At 60.5% G+C, this 21,772-nt stretch carries 19 protein-coding genes; 13 read left to right on the top strand and 6 right to left on the bottom strand.

Annotation, left to right across the window (positions count from 1 at the left end):
* The first annotated feature begins 2,251 nt into the window (after positions 1-2,251).
* The 8 genes from PSUM_RS01765 to PSUM_RS01730 all read left to right on the top strand — a co-directional run bounded on the left by PSUM_RS01765 (position 2,252) and on the right by PSUM_RS01730 (position 9,091).
* Entirely contained in the window at positions 2,252-2,842 is a 591-nt protein-coding gene (locus PSUM_RS01765; protein ID WP_007978708.1) for an amino acid synthesis family protein, read from the top strand.
* 42 nt (positions 2,843-2,884) lie between these two features.
* Complete coding sequence (locus PSUM_RS01760; RefSeq protein ID WP_020800931.1) at positions 2,885-3,718, top strand: alpha/beta fold hydrolase; 834 nt, start codon at positions 2,885-2,887, stop codon at positions 3,716-3,718.
* Positions 3,715-5,196: an aldehyde dehydrogenase gene (locus PSUM_RS01755; RefSeq protein WP_020800932.1), complete on the top strand. Its 1,482-nt coding sequence runs from the start codon at positions 3,715-3,717 to the stop codon at positions 5,194-5,196. Before PSUM_RS01760 ends, PSUM_RS01755 begins: the two co-directional genes overlap by 4 nt.
* Before the next feature lie 12 nt (positions 5,197-5,208).
* Complete coding sequence (locus PSUM_RS01750; protein WP_020800933.1) at positions 5,209-5,694, top strand: flavin reductase family protein; 486 nt, start codon at positions 5,209-5,211, stop codon at positions 5,692-5,694.
* A 148-nt stretch (positions 5,695-5,842) separates the two neighbouring features.
* Complete coding sequence (locus PSUM_RS01745) at positions 5,843-7,294, top strand: NAD-dependent succinate-semialdehyde dehydrogenase (RefSeq protein WP_083348856.1); 1,452 nt, start codon at positions 5,843-5,845, stop codon at positions 7,292-7,294.
* Between the two features lies 1 nt (position 7,295).
* Positions 7,296-7,685, top strand: coding sequence for a carboxymuconolactone decarboxylase family protein (locus tag PSUM_RS01740; RefSeq protein WP_008059553.1), 390 nt, complete (start codon positions 7,296-7,298; stop codon positions 7,683-7,685).
* 87 nt (positions 7,686-7,772) lie between these two features.
* Positions 7,773-8,525 (top strand): GntR family transcriptional regulator, encoded by a 753-nt coding sequence (locus tag PSUM_RS01735; protein WP_020800935.1) that lies wholly within the window; start codon positions 7,773-7,775, stop codon positions 8,523-8,525.
* 2 nt (positions 8,526-8,527) lie between these two features.
* Positions 8,528-9,091: an NUDIX hydrolase gene (locus PSUM_RS01730; RefSeq protein WP_033043500.1), complete on the top strand. Its 564-nt coding sequence runs from the start codon at positions 8,528-8,530 to the stop codon at positions 9,089-9,091.
* 127 nt (positions 9,092-9,218) lie between these two features.
* Here the strand turns inward: PSUM_RS01730 and PSUM_RS01725 are convergent, their stop codons facing one another.
* Positions 9,219-9,515 carry a DUF1330 domain-containing protein gene (locus PSUM_RS01725; protein WP_020800937.1) on the bottom strand — a complete coding sequence of 99 codons (297 nt, stop codon included), beginning with the start codon at positions 9,513-9,515 and terminating at the stop codon, positions 9,219-9,221.
* Positions 9,516-9,586: 71 nt separating this feature from the next.
* Here PSUM_RS01725 and ribBA point away from each other — a divergent pair, with 71 nt between their 5' ends.
* The 5 genes from ribBA to PSUM_RS01700 all read left to right on the top strand — a co-directional run bounded on the left by ribBA (position 9,587) and on the right by PSUM_RS01700 (position 15,024).
* Entirely contained in the window at positions 9,587-10,696 is a 1,110-nt protein-coding gene (ribBA, locus tag PSUM_RS01720) for a bifunctional 3,4-dihydroxy-2-butanone-4-phosphate synthase/GTP cyclohydrolase II (protein ID WP_083348855.1), read from the top strand.
* Between the two features lie 385 nt (positions 10,697-11,081).
* On the top strand, positions 11,082-12,107 hold the full coding sequence (locus PSUM_RS01715) for an ABC transporter substrate-binding protein (protein WP_020800939.1): 1,026 nt from the start codon (positions 11,082-11,084) through the stop codon (positions 12,105-12,107).
* Positions 12,104-13,036, top strand: coding sequence for an ABC transporter permease (locus PSUM_RS01710; RefSeq protein ID WP_042955897.1), 933 nt, complete (start codon positions 12,104-12,106; stop codon positions 13,034-13,036). Before PSUM_RS01715 ends, PSUM_RS01710 begins: the two co-directional genes overlap by 4 nt.
* 6 nt (positions 13,037-13,042) lie before the next feature.
* A complete protein-coding gene (locus tag PSUM_RS01705) occupies positions 13,043-13,852 on the top strand; it encodes an ABC transporter permease (protein ID WP_008059566.1) in 810 nt (269 codons plus the stop codon).
* A gap of 17 nt (positions 13,853-13,869) precedes the next feature.
* Complete coding sequence (locus PSUM_RS01700) at positions 13,870-15,024, top strand: ABC transporter ATP-binding protein (protein ID WP_033045523.1); 1,155 nt, start codon at positions 13,870-13,872, stop codon at positions 15,022-15,024.
* Positions 15,025-17,124: 2,100 nt separating this feature from the next.
* Here the strand turns inward: PSUM_RS01700 and PSUM_RS01675 are convergent.
* From PSUM_RS01675 to PSUM_RS01655, 5 genes are all read right to left on the bottom strand, one after another.
* Positions 17,125-17,913 (bottom strand): CpsD/CapB family tyrosine-protein kinase, encoded by a 789-nt coding sequence (locus PSUM_RS01675; protein WP_020798147.1) that lies wholly within the window; start codon positions 17,911-17,913, stop codon positions 17,125-17,127.
* Between the two features lie 11 nt (positions 17,914-17,924).
* The gene (locus PSUM_RS01670; protein ID WP_020798148.1) at positions 17,925-19,487 is read right to left on the bottom strand and encodes a GumC family protein; all 1,563 of its coding nucleotides are present in this window, start codon (positions 19,485-19,487) and stop codon (positions 17,925-17,927) included.
* A gap of 20 nt (positions 19,488-19,507) precedes the next feature.
* The gene (locus PSUM_RS01665) at positions 19,508-20,599 is read right to left on the bottom strand and encodes a hypothetical protein (RefSeq protein ID WP_033043908.1); all 1,092 of its coding nucleotides are present in this window, start codon (positions 20,597-20,599) and stop codon (positions 19,508-19,510) included.
* 56 nt (positions 20,600-20,655) lie between these two features.
* Positions 20,656-21,213, bottom strand: coding sequence for a polysaccharide biosynthesis/export family protein (locus tag PSUM_RS01660; RefSeq protein ID WP_020798150.1), 558 nt, complete (start codon positions 21,211-21,213; stop codon positions 20,656-20,658).
* Between the two features lie 109 nt (positions 21,214-21,322).
* Positions 21,323-21,658 (bottom strand): hypothetical protein, encoded by a 336-nt coding sequence (locus tag PSUM_RS01655; RefSeq protein WP_141195465.1) that lies wholly within the window; start codon positions 21,656-21,658, stop codon positions 21,323-21,325.
* Positions 21,659-21,772 lie beyond the last annotated feature (114 nt).

Below are 21,772 nucleotides of genomic sequence, written 5' to 3'. Positions count from 1 at the left end.
CGGTCCTGCTCCGTGGGCCCGCCGCGATGGGCCATCCTTGGCCCAGCGCGGCTAAACCGGCATCCTTGCCGGTTTACCCACTGCGCAGAACCTCCACTCGGCCTCTCGAGGGGGCAAGAAAATCAAAAGCCAGATCACAATCAAAAGCGAGGCGGCCGACCGGCCGGCCTGACCGGAAGCCATACGCATACCCTCTGTAGGAGCGAGCATGCTCGCGATGAACCTGAGAGCACCGCGGGCTACCAGGTGCCCCGCGTCATCGTTAACGACCATCGTCGGAACGCCGCCCGGAGCATGCTCACTCCTACAGGGGATCGAGGTACACCCGTCAAAGTCAGGTCGGCTTTAAGGCCGCCTCGCTTTGCTGTTGATCGCGAGCGCCCCGTTAACCACGATGGCCGAACGCAGGCATTGCGCAGTGGGTAAACCGGCAGGACGCCGGTTTAGCCGCGCTGGGCCATGGATGGCCCATCGCGGCGACCCACGGAGCAATGCCGGAGAGAGGGCATGCCGAGCCCCAGCGAGGCACCGAGTGGTGGGGCAAAGCCTTTTGCTTCCTTTTTGGCGTTTGAAAAAGGGAGTCGCTGTAAAAGCGAAACCCTAAGTGGCCGTTATCGCAGCAATGGATATGTACTCCGACAACCAACTTCACACAGGGCTTCCTGTGACGCTTCGCATCACCGTTGCGCACGGCTCAATTAATGCGTCGTCAGCGGAACGCGGAGCGTCCCTGGCGGCATTCCTTTGCTGCGCGTGGGAACGATCAATCGCGAGCAGGCTCGCTCCCACAGGGGATCCAGGTGCACCCGAAAAGTCAGGTCGGCTGTCAGGCCGCCTCGCTTTTGTTTTTGATCTGGGCGCCCCGTTAACCACGATGGCCGAACGCAGGCATTGCGCAGTGGGGAAAACGGCAGGACGCCGGTTTAGCCGCGATGGGCCATGGATGGCCCATCGCGGCGACCCACGGAGCAATGCCTTCGTTCTGGCATGCCGAGCCTAAGCGAGGCACCGAGTGGTGGGGCAAAAGCCTTTTGCTTCCTTTTCGGCGTTTGGAAAAGGGAGTCGCCGTAAGGGCGAAACCATAGGTGGCCGTTACCGCAGCAATGGATATGTACGCAGGCAACCAATTTCACATAGGGCTTCCTGTGACGCCCCACATCACTGCTGCGCACGGCTCAATTAATGCGTCGTCAGCGGAACGCAGAGCGTCCCTGGCGGCATTCCCACGCAGAGCGTGGGAACGATCAATCGCCAGCAGGCTCGCTCCCACAGGGGATCCAGGTGCACCCGTCAAAGTCAGGTCGGCTTTAAGGCCGCCTCGCTTTGCTGTTGATCGCGGGCGCCCCGTTAACCACGATGGCCGAACGCAGGCATTGCGCAGTGGGGAAACCGGCAGGACGCCGGTTTAGCCGCGCTGGGCCATGGATGGCCCATCGCGGCGACCCACGGAGCAATGCCGGAGAGAGGGCATGCCGAGCCCCAGCGAGGCACCGAGTGGTGGGGCAAAGCCTTTTGCTTCCTTTTCGGCGTTTGGAAAAGGGAGTCGCCGTAAGGGCGAAACCATAAGCCGCCGTTACCGCAGCAACGGATATGTACGCAGGCAACCAATTTCACACAGGGCTTCCTGTGACGCCCCGCATCACCGTTGCGTACGGCTCAACTAATGCGTCGTCAGCGGAACGCGGAGCGTCCCTGGCGGCATTCCCACGCAGAGCGTGGGAACGATCAATCGAGGTACACCCGTCAAAGTCAGGTCGGCTTTAAGGCCGCCTCGCTTTTGTTTTTGATCTGGGCGCCCCGTTAACCACGATGGCCGAACGCAGGCATTGCGCAGTGGGTAAACCGGCAGGACGCCGGTTTAGCCGCGCTGGGCCATGGATGGCCCATCGCGGCGACCCACGGAGCAATGCCGGAGAGAGGGCATGCCGAGCCCCAGCGAGGCACCGAGTGGTGGGGCAAAGCCTTTTGCTTCCTTTTTGGTGTTTGAAAAAGGGAGTCGCTGTAAAAGCGAAACCATAGGAGGCCGTTATCGCAGCAATGGATATGTACTCCCTGACAGCCGACCGGATTGCTGGTCTGTCCGCAGTCAACCAAACGCAGGTCGGCTGACAGGCCGCCTTCGCGGGTAAGCCTCGCTCCTACAGTTTTCATCACCATCCGACCAGAAACTCCTTTCAGGGTATTGCGCATCCGGTATTATGGTATACCATCATACGCACAAACGCTTTTTCACCCTGATACGGAGCAGCTCATGAGTTTCGAAATCCGCAAGATCGTCAGCTATGTCGAAGAAACCTTCATTGAAGGCGGCAAGGCCACCGACAAGCCCGTAACCATGGTCGGGCTGGCCGTTGTGATGAAGAACCCTTGGTTGGGCAACGGCTTCGTTGAAGACCTCAAGCCGCAAATCCGCGCCAACTGCTCCGACCTCGGCGCGCTGATGGTCGAGCGCCTGGTGGGCATCATCGGCGGTGCCGAGAAAATCGAAGCGTACGGCAAGGCCGCCGTGGTCGGCGCCGACGGTGAAATCGAACACGCCTCCGCGGTGATCCACACCCTGCGCTTCGGCAACCACTACCGCGAAGCGGTGAAAGCCAAGAGCTACCTGAGCTTCACCAACAAGCGCGGCGGCCCGGGCACCTCGATCCAGATCCCGATGATGCACAAGGACGACGAAGGCCTGCGTTCGCACTACATCACCCTGGAAATGCAGATCGAAGACGCGCCGCGTGCCGACGAAATCGTCGTGGTCCTGGGTTGCGCCGATGGCGGCCGCCTGCACCCACGCATCGGCAATCGCTACATCGACCTGGAAGAACTGGCCGCCGAAAAAGCCCAGTAAGCCGGTCGGTCACTACAACAAAAAGGTATGCAGGAGCGCTCCATGATTCGGCTCACCGCTGAACGCACCCCGGCTGGCACCAGTTACCTGGCGACCGGCCAAGGCCAGCCCGTGGTCTTGATCCACGGCGTGGGCCTGAACAAAGAAATGTGGGGCGGCCAGATCGTTGGCCTGGCCACCCAATACCGCGTGATCGCCTACGACATGCTCGGTCATGGCGCCAGCCCGCGTCCGGAAAGCGGCACGCCGCTGCTCGGTTACGCCGACCAGTTGCTGGAGCTGCTCGATCATTTGCAATTGCCCAAGGCGGCAGTGATCGGTTTCTCCATGGGCGGCCTGGTGGCGCGGGCTTTTGCCCTGCATTACCCGCAGCGCCTGCAGAGCCTTGTGGTGCTCAACAGTGTGTTCAATCGCACCGCCGAGCAACGCGCCGGTGTCATCGCCCGCACAGCCCAGGCGGCCGAACACGGGCCGGATGCCAACGCCGAAGCCGCACTGTCGCGCTGGTTCAGCCGCGAATACCAGGCAGCCAATCCGGCGCAGATCGCCGCTTTGCGCCAGACGCTCGCGCAGAATGATCCGCAGGGCTACCTGACTACCTATGAATTGTTCGCCACCCAGGACATGTACCGCGCCGATGACCTGGCCAGCATCCAGGTGCCGACGCTGGTCGCTACCGGCGAACTCGATCCGGGGTCGACCCCGGAAATGGCCGAGCAACTGGCCGGGCGCATTCCCGGCGCCAAGGTTGCCGTACTCGGCGAGCAGCGGCATATGATGCCCGTAGAATCGCCGCGCCTGGTCAACCAGCTGTTGCTGGAGTTCCTCGACACGGCGCACGCCCGACCAAACCAGATTAAGGGGATCGTTGCATGACTCTCTCACGCTTCCAGATGTGCATCGGCGGTGAATGGGTCGATGCCCTGTCCGGCAAGACTTTTGAAAGCCTCAATCCGGCCCTGGCCGAACCTTGGGCCGAATTGCCCGATGCCGACGAAGCCGACGTCGAGCGCGCCGTACAGGCGGCGCAGGGCGCCTTCGACAGCCCGGCCTGGCGCAGTCTGACCGCCACGGCACGCGGCAAGTTGCTGCGGCGCCTGGGCGACCTGATCGCCGAAAACAAGGAACAACTGGCGCAGCTGGAAAGCCGCGACAACGGCAAGCTGATCCGCGAGACCCGCGGCCAGGTCGGCTATTTGCCGGAGTTCTTCCACTACACCGCAGGCCTGGCCGACAAACTCGAAGGCGGCACCCTGCCCCTCGACAAGCCGGACCTGTTTGCCTACACCGTGCACGAAGCCATGGGCGTGGTCGCCGCGATCATTCCGTGGAACAGTCCGCTGTACCTGACCGCAATCAAACTGGCGCCGGCCCTCGCGGCAGGCAATACCATCGTGATCAAGCCGTCCGAACACGCCTCGGCGACCATTCTGGAACTGGCGCGCCTGGCGCTGGAAGCCGGGATTCCACCGGGAGTGGTCAATGTCGTCACCGGTTACGGCCCGAGCACCGGCGCCGCCCTGACCCGCCATCCGCTGGTACGCAAGATCGCCTTCACCGGCGGCGCGGCCACGGCCCGGCATGTGGTGCGCAGCAGTGCCGAGAACTTCGCGAAATTGTCCCTGGAACTGGGCGGCAAATCGCCGAACATCATTTTCGCCGACGCCGACCTCGACAGCGCGATCAACGGCGCCATCGCCGGGATCTATGCCGCGTCCGGGCAAAGCTGTGTGTCGGGTTCGCGTCTGTTGGTGCAGGACGAAATCTACGACGAATTCGTCGCTCGCCTGGTGGAACGCGCCCAGCGCATCCGCATCGGCAACCCGCAGGAAGACAGCAGTGAAATGGGCCCGATGGCCACTGCCCAGCAACTGGCCGTGGTGGAAGGCCTGGTGGCGGATGCCATTGCCGAAGGTGCGCGTTTGCGCCTCGGTGGCAAGCGTCCGCAGAACCTGGGCGAAGGCTGGTTCTATGAGCCGACCCTGTTCGAATGCGACCGCAACTCGATGAAGATCATGCAGGAAGAAGTCTTTGGTCCGGTGGCCTCGGTCATCCGTTTCAAGGACGAAGCCGAAGCCCTGGCGATTGCCAACGACTCGCAGTTCGGCCTCGCCGCCGGCATCTGGACCCGCGACCTGGGCCGTGCCCATCGCCTGGCCCGGGACGTGCGTTCGGGGATCATCTGGGTCAATACCTACCGCGCCGTGTCGGCCATGGCGCCGATCGGCGGCTTCAAGAACAGTGGCTATGGACGCGAAAGCGGCATCGATTCCGTGCTGGCCTACACCGAGCTGAAAACGGTGTGGATCAATCTTTCCCAGGCACCGATGCCTGATCCGTTTGTGATGCGCTAGGAGTCCTGAGAAATGATCGAACCCGGCATTTACAAAGACGTCATGAGCTCGTTCCCTTCCGGGGTCACGGTGGTCACCACCCTGGACCCGGACGGCGGCATCGTCGGCATCACCGCCAGCGCCTTCAGTGCGCTATCGATCGATCCGGCACTGGTGCTGTTCTGCCCCAACTACGCCTCTGACACGTACCCGATCCTGCGCGACAGCAAGCAATTCGCAATTCATTTGCTGTCCGCCGACCAGACCGCCGAAGCCTATGCGTTCGCCGGCAAGGGCAAGGATAAGGCCAATGGCATCGAATGGCACTTGAGCGAACTGGGCAACCCGTTGCTGCGCAAAGCCACGGCGATCATCGAGTGCGAACTGTGGCGTGAATACGATGGCGGCGACCACGCCATCATCGTCGGCGCGGTGAAGAACCTGATCCTGCCCGAGCAACCGGTGACGCCGATGATCTACCACAAAGGCAAGCTGGGCCCCCTGCCCGCCCTGGCCTGATGGCTCTACACAATGCCCTGTGGGAGCGGGCTTGCTCGCGAAGGCCGAGTGTCAGTTGACATCAATATTGACTGACCCACCGCTTTCGCGAGCAAGCCCGCTCCCACAGGGGCCCGCGTAGGTCTTTTATGTTTCTCCAGGAGCCGGCATGAGCCCAGCAGCCTCGCAACTGTTCCGCCAGCAGGCGTACATCAACGGCCAATGGCTGGATGCGCCCGATGGGGCGCGACAGGACATCTTCAACCCCGCCACCGGTGAACTCATCGGTAGCGTGCCGAACCTTGGCACTGAGCACGCCCGCCAAGCCATCGTTGCCGCCAACAACGCCTGGCCGGCCTGGCGCGCCCTGACCGCCAAGGAGCGCAGCAACACCCTCAAGCGCTGGCACGCGCTGATGCTGGAAAACGCCGATGCCCTTGCCGAAATCCTGACCCTCGAACAAGGCAAGCCGTTGGCCGAAGCCAAGGGTGAAATCCTCTACGCCGCCAGTTTCATCGAGTGGTTCGCCGAAGAAGCCAAGCGCATCTATGGCGACACGATTCCCAGCCACAAGGGCGATGCGCGCATCGTCGTCAGCAAGGAACCGATCGGTGTCGTCGCGGCCATCACGCCGTGGAACTTCCCCGCAGCGATGATCACCCGCAAGGCCGGCCCGGCGCTGGCCGCCGGTTGTCCGTGCATCGTCAAGCCGGCACCGGAGACGCCATTCTCGGCGCTGGCCATGGCGGCGCTGGCCGAACAGGCCGGCATTCCTGCGGGTATTTTTAACGTGATCACCGGCGATGCCATCGCCATCGGCGCTGAGCTGACGGCAAGCCCATTGGTGCGCAAACTGTCGTTCACCGGCTCCACGGCGATTGGCAAGTTGCTGATGGCGCAGTGCGCGCCGACGCTGAAGAAAGTTTCGCTGGAACTGGGCGGCAACGCACCGTTCATTGTCTTCGACGATGCCGACCTTGAGCGTGCGGTAGAAGGCGCGATGATTGCCAAGTTTCGCAATGCTGGCCAGACCTGCGTCTGCGTCAATCGCTTCCTGGTGCAAGACGGCATACACGACGCCTTTGTTGCGCGCCTGGCCGAGCGGGTGTCGCAGCTCAAGGTGGGCAGTGGTTTCACTGACGGCGTCACCCAGGGTCCGCTGATCAACGAGCGCGCCGTGGCCAAGGTTGAAGACCATGTGCTGGACGCACTGGCGCAAGGTGCCCGGTTGGTTTGCGGTGGCGAACGTCATGCGCTGGGCCACGGCTTTTTCCAGCCAACGGTATTGTCCGGCGTCACCACGCAGATGAAAGTTGCCCGGGATGAGACCTTCGGCCCTCTCGCCGCGGTGTTTCGTTTCACCAGCGAGGCGCAGGCCGTGCAGATGGCCAACGACACCGAATTCGGCCTCGCTGCCTACTGCTACACCCGCGACCTGGGCCGCGCCTGGCGCATGAGTGAGGCGCTGGAATACGGCATGGTCGGGATCAACGAAGGACTGATTTCCACCGAAGTCGCGCCGTTTGGCGGGATCAAATCCTCGGGCCTGGGTCGTGAAGGCTCCAAGTACGGCATCGAGGATTATCTGGAACTCAAATACACACTAATGGGCGGGCTCTGAAGTGAGTAACGAAAAGTACGAAAAAGGCTTGAAGATCCGCACCCAGGTGCTGGGCGAAGCCTATGTGAACCGCTCCATCGAAAACGCCGATGACTTCACCCGCCCCCTGCAGGAAATGGTCACCGAGTACTGCTGGGGCCACGTGTGGGGGCGTGAGGGTTTGTCGCTTAAAGAGCGCAGCATGATAAACTTGGCGATGATTTCGGCCCTCAATCGGCCTCACGAACTCAAGCTGCACGTGCGTGGTGCCTTGCGTAACGGGCTGAGTCGTGAACAAATACGCGAAATTCTGCTTCAGGTCGGTATTTATTGCGGTGTCCCCGCGGCCGTGGACAGTTTCCGGCTCGCCCGTGAAGCGTTCGCCGAAGCCGATGCCGAGGCCTCCAGTTAACCCTTGGCTATCTGACTGAACGAGCACTAGGATTATTACGATCAAAGTGCTCTTTTTGCATGGACAGCCACATTCAGAGCGGACCCCATGAAACGCCTGCCACTCGACGACAGCTTCAAGGTCAATCGCAACCCCGTTACCCTGCGCGAAATCGTGCTGGATAAACTGCGAAGCGCCATCATGAACTTCCAGCTTCTGCCGGGAGATCGACTGGTCGAACGCGATCTGTGCGATCGCCTGGGCGTGAGCCGCACTTCGGTGCGCGAAGCGCTGCGTCACCTTGAATCCGAAGGCCTGGTGGAGTTCGCCGATGCCAAGGGCCCTCGGGTAGCGATCATCACCCTGGCCGATGCCGTCGATATCTATGAGCTGCGTTGCGTACTGGAAGGCCTGATCGTTCAACTGTTCACCCTGCGTGCCAAGGCCAAGGACATCAAGGCCCTGGAAAAGGCCCTGGAAGAAAACCGCCAGGCCTTGAAGGAAGGCGAACTGCAACAGGTCATCGACTCCGTGCAAGGTTTCTACGACGTCCTGCTCGAAGGCTCTGGCAACCATGTCGCCGCGACCCAGTTGCGTCAACTGCAGGCGCGCATCAGCTACCTGCGCGCGACTTCGGTGTCCCAGGAAAACCGTCGCGGCGCCAGCAACCAGGAAATGGAACGCATGGTCGAAGCGATCAAGAGCGGCGATCCCCTGGCCGCCCACCAGGCTTGCGTCGACCACGTTCGGGCCGCCGCCACCGTCGCCCTCGATTACCTCAAGCGCAAGCAGGAAGAAACCGGGGCGATCCCCGAGATCACCCAGCCCATCGCCCTCAAAGAACCCCGCATAGGTCGTTGATCATGTTCAGCCCGAGCTATTGTCCAAGGTGCGGCAGCAATGACCTCAAGTCACAGTTGCCACCGGGCGATACGCACGAGCGCCTGATGTGCCGCGGCTGCGGCTACATCCACTACGTCAATCCGAAAATCATTGCCGGCTGCATCATCGAGCAGGACGGCAAGTACTTGCTGTGCCAACGCGCAATCCCTCCGCGCCCCGGCACCTGGACCTTGCCGGCGGGCTTCATGGAAGGTGGTGAGACCACCGAGCAGGCGGCGTTGCGCGAGGTCTGGGAAGAGAGCGGCGTGCGCGCGGAAATCCTCTCGCCCTACTCGATCTTCAGCGTGCCTACAATCTGCGAGGTGTACATCATCTTCCGCGCCATCGCGCTGGAGATCACCGGGCAGTACGGACCGGAAACCCTCGACTACAAATTCTTCGCGCCCGAGGACATTCCCTGGGACAGCATCTACTACCCGGCAATCCGGCAGATTCTCGAACGCTACATCGAGGAGCGGCAGGCCGGGGTCTACGGGATCTACATCGGCAACGACGATAGCGGCAAGATTCACTTCATTCGCTGACAGAACGCGACACAATCACTGTAGGAGCTGCCGCAGGCTGCGATCTTTTGATCTTTGGCGCCCTGAAGGCTGCCCGAAGATCAAGATCAAGATCAAAAGATCGCAGCCTGCGGCAGCTCCTACAGGGTTATGCCGGGGCGATTCCTTCGACAATGATCACCTCTGCCTTCGCCACGCCTTCGCGGTGCCCTTTCGCCTCCTGATACAGATCGGATCGATAGCAGGCCAGCGCCTGTTCGTAGGAATCAAATTCGATCACCACGCTGCGTTGCGGCGTCGACCGACCTTCCATCGCTTCGCTGCGCCCGCCACGCGCCAATATCCGACCACCGTATTGGGCAAACGCCTGGGGTGCCCGCTGGGTGTATTGGCTGTATTGATCGGGGGCGGTGATATCCACGTGAGCAATCCAGTACGCCTTCATAGTGACCTCTCTGCCTGTTTTGTATTATGGTATACCACAGTATATCTCCATCAAACATCGAGAATCCCCAAATGGCCTTCAACAGCATCGAAGAAATCATCGAAGACTACCGCCAAGGCAAGATGGTGCTCCTGGTGGACGACGAGGACCGGGAAAATGAAGGCGACCTGCTGCTGGCCGCCGACCGCTGCAGCGCCGAAGCCATCAGCTTCATGGCCCGTGAAGCGCGCGGCCTGATCTGCCTGACCTTGACCGACGAGCATTGCCAGCGCTTGGGCCTCGAGCAGATGGTGCCAAGCAATGGCAGCGTGTTCAGTACCGCATTCACCGTATCGATCGAAGCGGCTGTTGGCGTGACCACCGGCATCTCCGCCGCCGACCGGGCGCGTACCGTGGCCGCTGCCGTTGCCCATGGCGCGAGTGCCGCCGATATCGTGCAGCCCGGCCACATCTTCCCCCTGCGTGCCCGGGAGGGTGGCGTATTGACCCGCGCCGGCCATACCGAAGCCGGTTGCGACCTGGCGCGCCTGGCCGGTTTTACCCCCGCCTCGGTGATCGTCGAAGTGATGAACGATGACGGCACCATGGCCCGCCGCCCGGACCTGGAAGTGTTCGCGCGAAAACACGGAATCAAGATCGGCACCATCGCCGACCTGATCCACTATCGTTTAAGTACCGAGCACACGGTGGTGCGCATTGGCGAGCGCGAGCTGCCGACGGTGCATGGCACCTTTCGTCTGATCACCTTTGAGGATCGCATCGAAGGCGGTGTCCACATGGCAATGGTCATGGGTGATCTGCGCCGCGAGGAAGCGACGCTGGTGCGCGTGCACGTCATCGACCCGTTGCGCGACCTGGTCGGCGCCGAATACAGCGGCCCTTCGAACTGGACGTTGTGGGCGGCTTTGCAGCGAGTGGCTGAGGAAGGTCGCGGCGTCGTTGTGGTCCTGGCCAACCACGAATCGTCGCAAGCGTTGCTGGAGCGGGTGCCGCAATTGACCCAGGCGCCGCGGCAGTTCAGCCGTTCGCAGTCGCGGATCTATTCGGAAGTCGGCACCGGTGCGCAGATCCTGCAGAACCTCGGCGTGGGCAAGCTGAGGCATCTGGGGGCGCCGCTGAAATATGCAGGTTTGACCGGGTATGACCTGGAAGTGGTGGAAAGCATCCCGTTCACCCAGTGATCCTCGGATATGTGTAGTCCCCTGTGGGAGCGAGCCTGCTCGCGAAGGCGATGTACCCGGCAACATGTGTGTCAACTGACACGCCCTCTTCGCGAGCGGGCTCGCTCCCACAAGGATTGCGATGTTTGCGCGGTACCGGGTACGCCCCGCAGCTCGAAAAAAGCATTTTTGGCGGATAGCCGGTAAGGCAAAGTGCTTGCACAAAGTTTGGAATACCATAATATGATATTCCATAGACCGGACGATTTAGCCAAGCGCACCCGCGAGGGAAAGCACTCACAACAGCCCTTGGCACGGTCGCCTTTCAAGGCCAGATGGACCTACTGCTCCCGATAGGCGGGCATTACCAAGCCCGCTCAAAAACACAACAAATGAGGGCGTGAAAATGGTGTTGAACAAACGTGCATCCGCAGTACTGTTCGCAGGCTTGTTGGCCACGGTCAGTCATATGGCAACGGCTGCTGAAAGCGTCAACTTCGTCAGCTGGGGCGGTAGCACCCAGGATGCACAGAAGCAGGCTTGGGCCGATCCGTTCAGCAAGGCCAGCGGCATCACCGTGGTCCAGGATGGCCCCACCGACTACGGCAAGCTCAAGGCCATGGTCGAAAGCGGCAACGTGCAGTGGGACGTGGTCGACGTCGAAGCTGACTTCGCCTTGCGCGCGGCCTCCGAAGGCCTGCTCGAACCCCTCGATTTCAAAGTCATCGATCGCGACAAGATCGACCCGCGATTCGTCTCCGATCACGGCGTCGGCTCGTTCTTCTTCTCCTTCGTCCTCGGCTACAACGAAGGCAAGTTGGGTGCCAACAAACCCCAGGACTGGTCCGCGCTGTTCGACACCAAGACCTACCCCGGCAAACGCGCCCTGTATAAATGGCCAAGTCCTGGCGTGCTGGAGCTGGCGCTGCTGGCCGATGGCGTCGCCGCCGACAAGCTCTATCCGCTGGACCTGGACCGCGCCTTCAAGAAGCTCGACACCATCAAGAAAGACATCGTCTGGTGGGGCGGCGGCGCTCAGTCGCAACAGCTGCTGGCCTCCGGTGAAGCGAGCATGGGCCAGTTCTGGAACGGCCGCATTCATGCCCTCCAAGAAGACGGTGCGCCGGTTGGCGTGAGCTGGAAACAGAACCTGGTCATGGCCGACATCCTGGTCATTCCAAAGGGTTCGAAGAACAAGGACGCGGCGATGAAGTTCCTGGCCAATGCCAGCAGTGCCAAAGGCCAGGCCGACTTCTCCAACCTGACCGCCTACGCCCCGGTCAACGTCGACAGCGTGGCGCGCCTGGACTCGACCCTGGCGCCCAACCTGCCGACTGCCTACGCCAAGGATCAAATCACTCTTGATTTCGCGTACTGGGCCAAGAACGGTCCTGCTATCGCGACACGGTGGAACGAATGGCTGGTCAAATGAAAATGACGGTAACCGCGTCCCGTCCATCCACGCCGGTCGGGAGCGCCTCCGGCGCTGCCGGCAAGGCGGCTGCGATGACGCAAACCCCGACCCTGGCGCAACGCTGGCGCGGATCGAGCAACCTGATCCCCGCCCTGCTGTTCCTCGGCCTGTTCTTCCTCGCACCACTGATCGGCTTGCTGCTACGCGGCGTGCTGGAACCGACTCCGGGGCTGGGCAACTACGAGCAACTTTTCGCCAACTCGGCGTATGCCCGGGTCTTGCTCAACACCTTCTCGGTGGCCGGACTGGTGACGCTGTTCAGCCTGCTATTGGGTTTCCCGCTGGCCTGGGCGATCACGTTGGTGCCCCGTGGCTGGGGTCGCTGGATCCTGAACATCGTGCTGTTGTCGATGTGGACCAGCCTGCTCGCCCGCACCTATTCCTGGCTGGTGTTGCTGCAAGCCTCCGGGGTGATCAACAAGGCGTTGATGGCCATGGGCATCATCGATCAGCCGCTGGAGATGGTGCATAACCTCACCGGCGTGGTGATCGGCATGAGCTACATCATGATCCCGTTCATCGTGTTGCCATTGCAGGCAACCATGCAGGCCATCGACCCGATGATCCTGCAGGCCGGTTCGATCTGCGGGGCCAGTCCGTGGACCAACTTCTTCCGGGTATTCCTGCCGCTGTGCCGGCCGGGGCTGTTCTCCGGTGGCTTGATGGTGTTCGTGATGTCGCTCGGTTACTACGTCACCCCGGCCCTGCTGGGCGGTGCGCAGAACATGATGCTGCCCGAGTTCATCATCCAGCAGGTGCAGTCGTTCCTCAACTGGGGCCTGGCCAGCGCCGGTGCCGCGTTGCTGATCGTCATCACGCTGGTGCTGTTCTACTTCTACCTGAAGCTTCAGCCGGAATCCCCGGTTGGCGCCAGCAACGCGAGGTAAGCCGTCATGCTCCTGACCCCCAATGCCATGAGCCGCCGGATGCGCCTTGGCCTGTACGCCACCACCGGGCTGATCGGGCTGTTCCTGTTGCTACCGATCGTGTTCATCGTCCTGCTGTCATTCGGCTCATCCCAGTGGCTGGTGTTCCCACCACCGGGCTGGACGCTCAAATGGTACGGCCAGTTCTTCTCCAATGCCGACTGGATGAACGCGGCCATGGCCAGCCTCAAGGTCGCGGTACTGACCACGTTCTTTGCCGTGGCCCTGGGCCTGCCGACCGCTTTCGCCCTGGTACGCGGGCGCTTTCCGGGCCGGGAAATGCTCTACGGCCTGTTTACCCTGCCGATGATCGTGCCGCTGGTGATCATTGCGGTCGCGGTGTACGCGTTGTTCCTGAAACTGGGCTACACCGGAACCATGTTCGCGTTCGTGGTCAGCCACGTCATCGTCGCGTTGCCGTTCACCATCATCTCGATCATCAACTCGCTGAAGCTGTTCGACCAGTCGATCGAGGATGCCGCAGTGATTTGCGGCGCCTCGCGCCTGCAAGCGGTATTCAAGGTGACCTTCCCGGCGATTCGCCCGGGCATGGTGGCCGGCGCCCTCTTCGCCTTCCTTGTCTCGTGGGATGAAGTGGTGCTGAGCGTGATGATGGCAAGCCCGACCCTGCAAACCCTCCCCGTGAAAATGTGGACCACCCTGCGCCAGGACCTGACGCCCGTGATCGCCGTCGCCTCGACGCTGCTGATCGGCCTCTCGGTATTGGTCATGGTGATCGCCGCCGCACTGCGCCGGCGCAATGAAATCAGCGCCTGAGCGCGCAGGAGTACGACATGAGTGCAGTGATCAAAGATACCGCGCAGCAAAATGACAAGCCCCTGGTGAGCTTGCGCAACTTGAATAAATACTACGGCGACTTTGCTGCCGTGGACGACATCTCGCTGGACATCAAGGACGGTGAATTCCTGACCTTCCTCGGCTCCAGCGGCTCGGGTAAAAGTACGACGCTGTCGATGCTCGCCGGTTTCGAAACCCCGAGCAGCGGCGAGATCCTGGTCAACGGCCAGTCACTGGTCAATGTGCCGCCGCACAAGCGTGACATCGGTATGGTGTTCCAGCGCTACTCGCTGTTCCCGCACCTGTCGGTGCGCGACAACATTGCCTTCCCGCTGGCCATCCGCAAACTGGCCCCGGCCGAGCGTGATCGCCGGGTCGATGCGATGCTCAAGCTGGTGCAGCTTGAGCAATTCGCCCATCGCCGCCCTTCGCAACTCTCCGGCGGCCAGCAGCAACGGGTCGCCATCGCTCGGGCGCTGGTCTACGAGCCACGCATCCTGCTGATGGATGAACCGCTGGGCGCACTGGACAAGAAACTGCGTGAAGATTTGCAGGACGAACTGCGCCAGCTGCATCGGCGCCTGGGCATCACCATCGTCTACGTGACCCACGACCAGGAAGAAGCCATGCGCCTGTCCCAGCGCATCGCCATCTTCAGCCACGGCAAGATCGTCGGCCTGGGCAGCGGTTACGACCTGTACCAGAATCCGCCGAATGCCTTTGTCGCCTCGTTCCTTGGTAACTCGAACTTCCTCAAGCTCAAGGCCCAGGGCAACGCCGTGGCAACGTTTGAGGGGCAGTCGCTGTCGATCCGCCTGACAGCCGGCCTGCAAACCAACCAGGACGTACTGTTGATGGTGCGACCGGAAAAGGCGCTGGCCTTGAGTCTCGAGCAAGCCGCTCAGGAGCCGTTGGCCGCCGGTTGGAATGAAGTGACGGCCAAGGTGGTGGAAGTGCTTTTCCTGGGGGAAAGCCAGACGTGCAGCGTGGTGACTTCGGGCGGTACGTCGATGACCGTCAAGGCGCTTTCCGCGGCGGGCATGCCCATGAAGGCGGGGGATCCGGTGCGTGTGCGCTGGGCGACTGCCGATGCCTGTGTTTATACCGAATGGGCTGAGAGCGATTTGAACAAGGCTGCTGGGGCGCACTGATTATTTAAGGCCTATTGCGGTGGGCAGCTAATCAAGAGTCCCCTCGGGCCCTGAGCCTGTTGATTGATCGTTCCCACGCTCTGCGTGGGAATGCCGCCAGGGCGCTCCGCGTTCCGCTGATGACGCATTAATTGAGCCGTGCGCGACGATGATGCGGGGCGTCACAGGAAGCCCTGTGTGAAATTGGTTGTCGGAGTACATATCCATTGCTGCGGTAACGGCCACTTATGGTTTCGCCCTTACGGCGACTCCCTTTTTCAAACGCCGGAGTGCCGGCCCAGCAAAAAGGAAGCAAAAGGCTTTGCCCCACCACTCGGCGCCTCGCTTGGGCTCGGCATGCCCTCTCTCCGGCATTGCTCCGTGGGTCGCCGCGATGGGCCTTCCCTGGCCCAGCGCGGCTAAACCGGCGTCCTGCCGGTTTACCCACTGCGCAATGCCTGCGTTCGGCCATCGTGGTTAACGGGGCGCTCGCGATCAAAAGCAAAGCGAGGCGGCCTTAAAGCCGACCTGACTTTGACGGGTGTACCTCGATTGATCGTTCCCACGCTCTGCGTGGGAATGCCGCCAGGGACGCTCCGCGTTCCGCTGATGACGCATTAATTGAGCCGTGCGCGACGGTGATGCGGGGCGTCACAGGAAGCCCTGTGTGAAATTGGTTGTCGGAGTGCATATCCATTGCTGCGGTAACGGCCGCCTATGGTTTCGCCCTTACGGCGACTCCCTTTTTCAAACGCCGGAGTGCCGGCCCAGCAAAAAGGAAGCAAAAGGCTTTGCCCCACCACTCGGTGCCTCGCTAGAGCTCGGCATGCCCTCTCTCCGGCATTGCTCCGTGGGTCGCCGCGATGGGCCATCCTTGGCCCTGCGCGGCTAAACCGGCGTCCTGCCGGTTTCCCCACTGCGCAATGCCTGCGTTCGGCCATCGTGGTTAACGGGGCGCTCGCGATCAACAGCAAAGCGAGGCGGCCTTAAAGCCGACCTGCTTTTGGTGATGCCTGTGTTTTGATCGTTCCCACGCTCTGCGTGGGAATGCCGCCAGGGACGCTCTGCGTTCCACTGACGACGCGTTAATTGAGCCGTGCGCAACGTTGATGCGAAGCGTCACAGGAAGCCCTGTGTGAAATTGGTTGTCGGAGTACATATCCATTGCTGCGGTAACGGCCTCCTATGGTTTCGCTTTTACAGCGACTCCCTTTTTCAAACGCCAAAAAGGAAGCAAAAGGCTTTGCCCCACCACTCGGTGCCTCGCTTGGGCTCGGCATGCCCTCTCTCCGGCATTGCTCCGTGGGTCGCCGCGAAGGGCCATCCCTGGCCCAGCGCGGCTAAACCGGCGTCCTGCCGGTTTACCCACTGCGCAACGCCTGCGTTCGGCCATCGTGGTTAACGGGGCGCCCAGATCAAAAACAAAAGCGAGGCGGCCTTAAAGCCGACCTGACTGTTACGGGTGTACCTCGATCCCCTGTAGAAGCGAGCATGTCGAATCGTCGCACCGTCGCGATGGTCGTCAACGATAACGCCGGGCACCTGGTAGCCCGCAGTGCTCTCAGGTTTTTCGCGAGCATGCTCGCTCCTACAGGAGGTATGCGTATGGCTTCCGGTCAGGCCGGCCGGTCGGCCGCCTCGCTTTTGATTGTGATCTGGCTTTTGATTTTCTTGCCCCCTCGAGAGGCCGAGTGGAGGTTCTGCGCAGTGGGTAAACCGGCAAGGATGCCGGTTTAGCCGCGCTGGGCCAAGGATGGCCCATCGCGGCGGGCCCACGGAGCAGGACCGGAGCGAGGGTATGCCGAGCCTTAGCGAGGCACCGAACGCCAGGGGCAAGAGCCCTTGGTTACTTGGGGCTCTTCCAAGTGACTCGCCGTAAGGGCGAAACCATAAGTGACCGTTACCGCAGGAATGGATATGTACTCAGTCACAAATCCCCATTGGCCGCCAGGACGCCTTCGCCGGCAAGCCTGGCTCCTAAGGTAAAAGCGAAATCCAGCCTTTACCGCACCAATGGATATGAACTCAGACAACGAACAATAGGTCGGCCGTCAGGCCACCTTCGCGAGCAGGCTCGCTCCCACAGTTGATCGGGGACAACCGCGAGCCGTGCGGCAATTCCTAGTAAGGCCGTTTCGCCGGCCCCGACTTGTTCAGCACCGTACCAATCAGGTTCGCCCTGCCCAGATGATGCAGACTCTCCTCGATCTCTTTCTTGGTATTCATGCCATTGGCAACCACCAGCAAGACACAGTCGAACTTGGGCAGGATAGTTATCACATCATCCGAACTCAGCACCGGCGGCAAATCGAAGATCACAACTCGAGAGTTGTAGCGTTCGCGCAGATCAACGATCAAATCGCCCACCACCGGCGAAGACAGCACCTCGGTGGAGAGCGGAATCGGTTCGCGCGTCGGCAAGACCACAAAGCGCGGCAAGGTCGGATTGACCAGGACCTCTTGCAGCTCTGCTTCGTTGGTCAGGAATTCATTGAGCGATTTTTCCATCGGCAGCCCCAGGTAGCTACCGACCTTGGGACAACGCAGATCGAAATCCACCAGCAGCGCCGTCTTGGTCGTGTGGTGCGCGATACTCATTGCCAGGTTGATCGCCAACACCGACTTGCCCGCCTCCGGCGTCGGCGAGGTGATGGCGAGCGTGCGCCAGCCATTCTCCTCCATGGCCTTCAAGACCTGGGTACGCAGCAGATCGAACGCCCAGCCCATGTTCGAATTCTTGTTGTAGGCGACAATGCGATGGCGCTCCAGGTGCTCGGCCCGCAACGGTACAACCTTGGTTTGTACGTAACTGAGCGCATTGAGCGGTGCAGGCTGTCCGGATGAAGAGAGCACCAGGCCTGACGAAGGCGATTGTTCGCCCTTACCCAGAGGTGGCTTAATAATTTCCATCGCAATATTCCTTATTCAAACCGCGCCAGAGCCTTGAACATCAGCAGATCCAGTGGCATGTAGAAGAAGTGCAGGAGCACCAGAGAGACCACGATCATCAAGACGCCACAGAGCACCAGTATCGTTCGCCACTGTTTGCGACGAGCCAGTTCCGCCTGGGTATGAATGTAGGGAATGGCAACCAGTACGCGCCTGCCCAGCACACTGGTTAGCGCGTCGACACCCCGTACCCGCTGGCTCAGCATCTCCAGCAACATCACCAGTGCACCCGCCCCTACCGGCGCAAGGACAAAGCCCAGGGCCACGACTTTCTTGCGGTTCGGCCGTACCGGTTTTTCCGGCATCAGCGGCGCTTCGAGCAGCACAAAACGCTCGGCTTTGTTTTCCTGCTCCAGGCTTTCGGTAATCTTCGCACTCATCTCCTTGGTGCGAATTTCTTCGTATTTCTTGCGTGCGTTTTCATGGTCGCGCATCAGCGTGACCAGGCCACGTTCCACTTGCGGCGCCTCGAGAATCTGGCTTTCCAGGGTCGCGATCTTGTCCAACAACTGCTGCTTCTGCGCGGCCAGCGATCGCATGCGCTGTTCCGAGGCGGCAATGCGCGCCTGGACCCTGGCAACGTCCAGGCTGACCGGCGTGACGGAACCGCCGCGACCTTGACTGGCCTGCATGGCGGCGATCTTGCGTTTGACCGTCCGAACATCCGGGTGGGCTTCGGTGTAGATCGTCAGCAGCCGGGCGTACTCGGCCTTGAGGCTGGCCAGATCCTCTACCGGTTCAGCGGCCGCACCTGCCGTGCCCTGCTTGATCGATAGACCGGCATGGGCCGCCGACAGTTCCAGGTCCTGGAAGCGCAAATCCTCGTTGGCCGCCTTGTAGTCACGGTCGATATCCTTGAGCTCGAGTTCAGAGCGCGACAACATGTTCATGCGCAGTTCCTGATGCTCAGGCAACGCGTTGCCATGGGCTTGCTTGAAGTCCGCCAGCTTGTTCTCCAGCACTTCCAGTTCAGTGCGCAGCTTGTTCGCCTCCTGGGTCAGGAACTCCGTGGTTTCACTGGCGCGCTCGGTACGCTGCTTGATGTTCTCATTGAGGAACAGCGTCACCAGTTCGTTGGCCACTTCGTTCGCGACTTCTGGCTCCCTGTGCTCGAAGGCAAGGCGGAAGGCAATCGTTACCTCGCCTCGCCCCTTCACCGCCGCACTGACCAGGGCGACGGAAATCGCATTGCGCATCTCTTCGATCTTTTCGGTCAGGGTCAGGCGCCGGCTGCCCGTTTCGAAAAGATTGTACTTGTTGATGATCGCCTCCAAGTGCTCACGGGTCATCACACGCTGGCGGATGACTTCGATGCGCTCGTCAGCAAAGGTATTATTGTTCCCCGCCACCAGGTCCGGCGAAATCTGCTGAGATTCCACCAGGATAGTTCCGGACGACTGATAGATCGGTGGCATGGAGGTCGCCACCAATACAGCCGCCCCGATTATCACGGCCCCCGTCACAATCAACAGCCAGGCCCGGTGCTTGATTACTGCAATGTAGTCGTTGACCGACATTTCGTATTCAGAGGACATAAATACCACGCTGCTGAAGGTCAGAAGTCGGGGTGACTATAGATCAAGGTCATCCCTATGATGTTGGCATCGGCATTTGGCAAGCCGTCTCGCTCGCGCTCTTTGTAGGTGAAGGATAGGCGTGCAAGCCAAAAAGGCGAGAGCTCGCGACTCACAAACGCGCCGTATGTGCGAAAGGTACTGGGCGCGTCCCCTTTGGTTTTTTGCCAGGAGCCATCAACACCGACACGACTGGTCTCGTCGAGTAGATAACTCCAGTTACCCCGAAGCTCATCGGACTCGACCAGGCCGTTCTCCCCGTTGGCGATCGTGCTGCGACTGGCTTCGGCATTGGTCTCGACACGCTCACCGGTGTAACGCAGGCTCACGCCACCCTGGCCAGTGGGACCACTGTTGCTGTTGGATACCTTGTTCATACCGCCGTACACAGATCCCGTAAACCGCTCGGAGATCTGGTAGTTCACGCCGACCACCGGGGTGTAGCTGTTCGAGGAGCCCAGGGTGCTGGTGTCGTCCTTGGGCTCATAACGCGTCGCTTCGAATCGGGTGAACAGTTCGACCCGCTCATTCCATTGATAAAGCCAGCTGAGACGGTTGGTCAGCTCATCGTAGTTGGTCAGCGAGGCGGTGTCGTATTCGACATGGGTGAGGTCGATTTCGTCGACCAGGCTGCTGCGCTCGGTCACCGCGGATCGCCAGTTACCGCCGATGTTCGAGAGCTTTTGCGTGCCATCGGTCGAGTCTGTGACACCGGTTTGCTGGACTTCAGTGGAAAGCGTCGAACTCTCGATGTATCTCGCCGTGAGTCCATAGCCACCCTTTTCGGTCTCACGCTGCCAACCAAACGATAGCCTCGGGTCTTCTCGATTGGACACGACGTCGGTATCGGACGAGCGCTCCACATTGACACCGAGGCCAAACTTCCACTGGTCCCGATCAAAATTACCCACCAGCGTGTAATCGGGGGCAATGATCGTTCGCGTGATCGCTTTCTCGTCACTCGTCAAGAGCAATGGATTGCTGTCGTGCTCGACTGTCATGGGCAGCGCAACTGCCGACTGCCAGGCGCCGGCGTAGGTCATGCCGGAACATGGCAAAGTCAATATTGCCATCACCACTCCGGTTGTTTGCAATGAACGCAAGTTAATCCTTAATGCATCGCGCAATGTCAGGGAACGACCAGCGTATCGCCGGCCTGAAGTTCAAAGTTAGTGGACATGTCACGTCCGGCGATCAGATCGTCGTAGTTGACGAGCAGTACTTTCTGTTTTTTCCCTTCGCGCCGCAAGAGCTTGATTTCGTCCTTGTCAGCGAACTTGTCCAACCCGCCAGCCTCGCTCAAGGCTTGCAGCACATCGGTCTCACCGTTCATCTGCACCTTGCCGGGCTTGATTACCTTGCCCTGGACATAGACGACATTGCCCTTGGCCTCGGTTACCACAACGCTGACTACCGGATCGGGATAATATTTCGTGAGTTTTTCAGTGATTATCTTTTCAGCTTGAGCCGTATCAAGCCCTTTGACCTTGACCGGCCCCGCCAGCTTCAAAGTGATGTAGCCATTGGGCAGCACATCTACGCGCTCTATTTTTTCCGCTGGCTCGCCCCAAATGGACACTTCAACCTTGTCTCCAGCGTTCAGGAGATAGGAGTTGTCTTCGGCGGCACGGGCCACGCCGGGCAAGATCGCCAGCGCACACAGTGCAGGTAACATTAAACGCAGCATCTGGAATCCTCCGCCTGGTTAGCTCATCTAATGAGGATCAACCGTTACAATCAGCGTCCTCTTTAGGCCTGTAGCACCCACAAGAAAAACTATTTCGCAAAACTCACACTTAAATCTTGCGCCGATTGGCGACAACGATGAAACCTAATAGTGCGGAAGAGAATAACCATACAACCGCAGAGACCGGGACTGCATTGGGCTGAGTGTCGTGAAACGCCGAATCACCCGCCAGCCCCTTGTCTTGTACTGAATTAATCGCGAACGGCTGCTTGGCAACTTCCGTCATTAAACCGTCGCATGCTGAACTATTGACGGAAGCATTTACTCCCGACTTGGATCCATTATCAGCGTTGGAAATTTTGGCACTTTTGGCATCTAGCGAAGAGCCACCATGGACTGTACCAAGGCTCGTCGACGCCGCAGTCGCAGCTTCGGTCGAAGCCACGGCTGCCTGAGTCCTTGCACCCTCGCAAGCGCTACTTATGCGACTAATTTCATAGGGCAAATTGGCTGCTTGGGCAGTGGCAACGGCTACTCCATTCAGAGTCGCAAATAACAC

Origin of the sequence: Pseudomonas umsongensis (assembly GCF_002236105.1) — a bacterium.
GTDB lineage: Bacteria > Pseudomonadota > Gammaproteobacteria > Pseudomonadales > Pseudomonadaceae > Aquipseudomonas > Aquipseudomonas umsongensis.
Note: the sequence above shows the minus strand (reverse complement) of the source record. Positions and strands in the feature narration are given on the sequence as shown.

What these genes read in the sequence shown, in the direction of transcription:
- PSUM_RS01725 (WP_020800937.1), bottom strand. Translation starts at nt 9,515, where the DNA reads ATGAAGGCGTACTGGATTGCTCACGTGGATATCACCGCCCCCGATCAA.
- PSUM_RS01710 (WP_042955897.1), top strand. Translation starts at nt 12,104, where the DNA reads ATGAAAATGACGGTAACCGCGTCCCGTCCATCCACGCCGGTCGGGAGC.
- PSUM_RS01745 (WP_083348856.1), top strand. Translation starts at nt 5,843, where the DNA reads ATGAGCCCAGCAGCCTCGCAACTGTTCCGCCAGCAGGCGTACATCAAC.
- PSUM_RS01715 (WP_020800939.1), top strand. Translation starts at nt 11,082, where the DNA reads ATGGTGTTGAACAAACGTGCATCCGCAGTACTGTTCGCAGGCTTGTTG.
- ribBA (WP_083348855.1), top strand. Translation starts at nt 9,587, where the DNA reads ATGGCCTTCAACAGCATCGAAGAAATCATCGAAGACTACCGCCAAGGC.
- PSUM_RS01730 (WP_033043500.1), top strand. Translation starts at nt 8,528, where the DNA reads ATGTTCAGCCCGAGCTATTGTCCAAGGTGCGGCAGCAATGACCTCAAG.
- PSUM_RS01755 (WP_020800932.1), top strand. Translation starts at nt 3,715, where the DNA reads ATGACTCTCTCACGCTTCCAGATGTGCATCGGCGGTGAATGGGTCGAT.
- PSUM_RS01750 (WP_020800933.1), top strand. Translation starts at nt 5,209, where the DNA reads ATGATCGAACCCGGCATTTACAAAGACGTCATGAGCTCGTTCCCTTCC.
- PSUM_RS01705 (WP_008059566.1), top strand. Translation starts at nt 13,043, where the DNA reads ATGCTCCTGACCCCCAATGCCATGAGCCGCCGGATGCGCCTTGGCCTG.
- PSUM_RS01735 (WP_020800935.1), top strand. Translation starts at nt 7,773, where the DNA reads ATGAAACGCCTGCCACTCGACGACAGCTTCAAGGTCAATCGCAACCCC.
- PSUM_RS01700 (WP_033045523.1), top strand. Translation starts at nt 13,870, where the DNA reads ATGAGTGCAGTGATCAAAGATACCGCGCAGCAAAATGACAAGCCCCTG.
- PSUM_RS01760 (WP_020800931.1), top strand. Translation starts at nt 2,885, where the DNA reads ATGATTCGGCTCACCGCTGAACGCACCCCGGCTGGCACCAGTTACCTG.
- PSUM_RS01675 (WP_020798147.1), bottom strand. Translation starts at nt 17,913, where the DNA reads ATGGAAATTATTAAGCCACCTCTGGGTAAGGGCGAACAATCGCCTTCG.
- PSUM_RS01670 (WP_020798148.1), bottom strand. Translation starts at nt 19,487, where the DNA reads ATGTCCTCTGAATACGAAATGTCGGTCAACGACTACATTGCAGTAATC.
- PSUM_RS01665 (WP_033043908.1), bottom strand. Translation starts at nt 20,599, where the DNA reads ATGGCAATATTGACTTTGCCATGTTCCGGCATGACCTACGCCGGCGCC.
- PSUM_RS01660 (WP_020798150.1), bottom strand. Translation starts at nt 21,213, where the DNA reads ATGCTGCGTTTAATGTTACCTGCACTGTGTGCGCTGGCGATCTTGCCC.
- PSUM_RS01765 (WP_007978708.1), top strand. Translation starts at nt 2,252, where the DNA reads ATGAGTTTCGAAATCCGCAAGATCGTCAGCTATGTCGAAGAAACCTTC.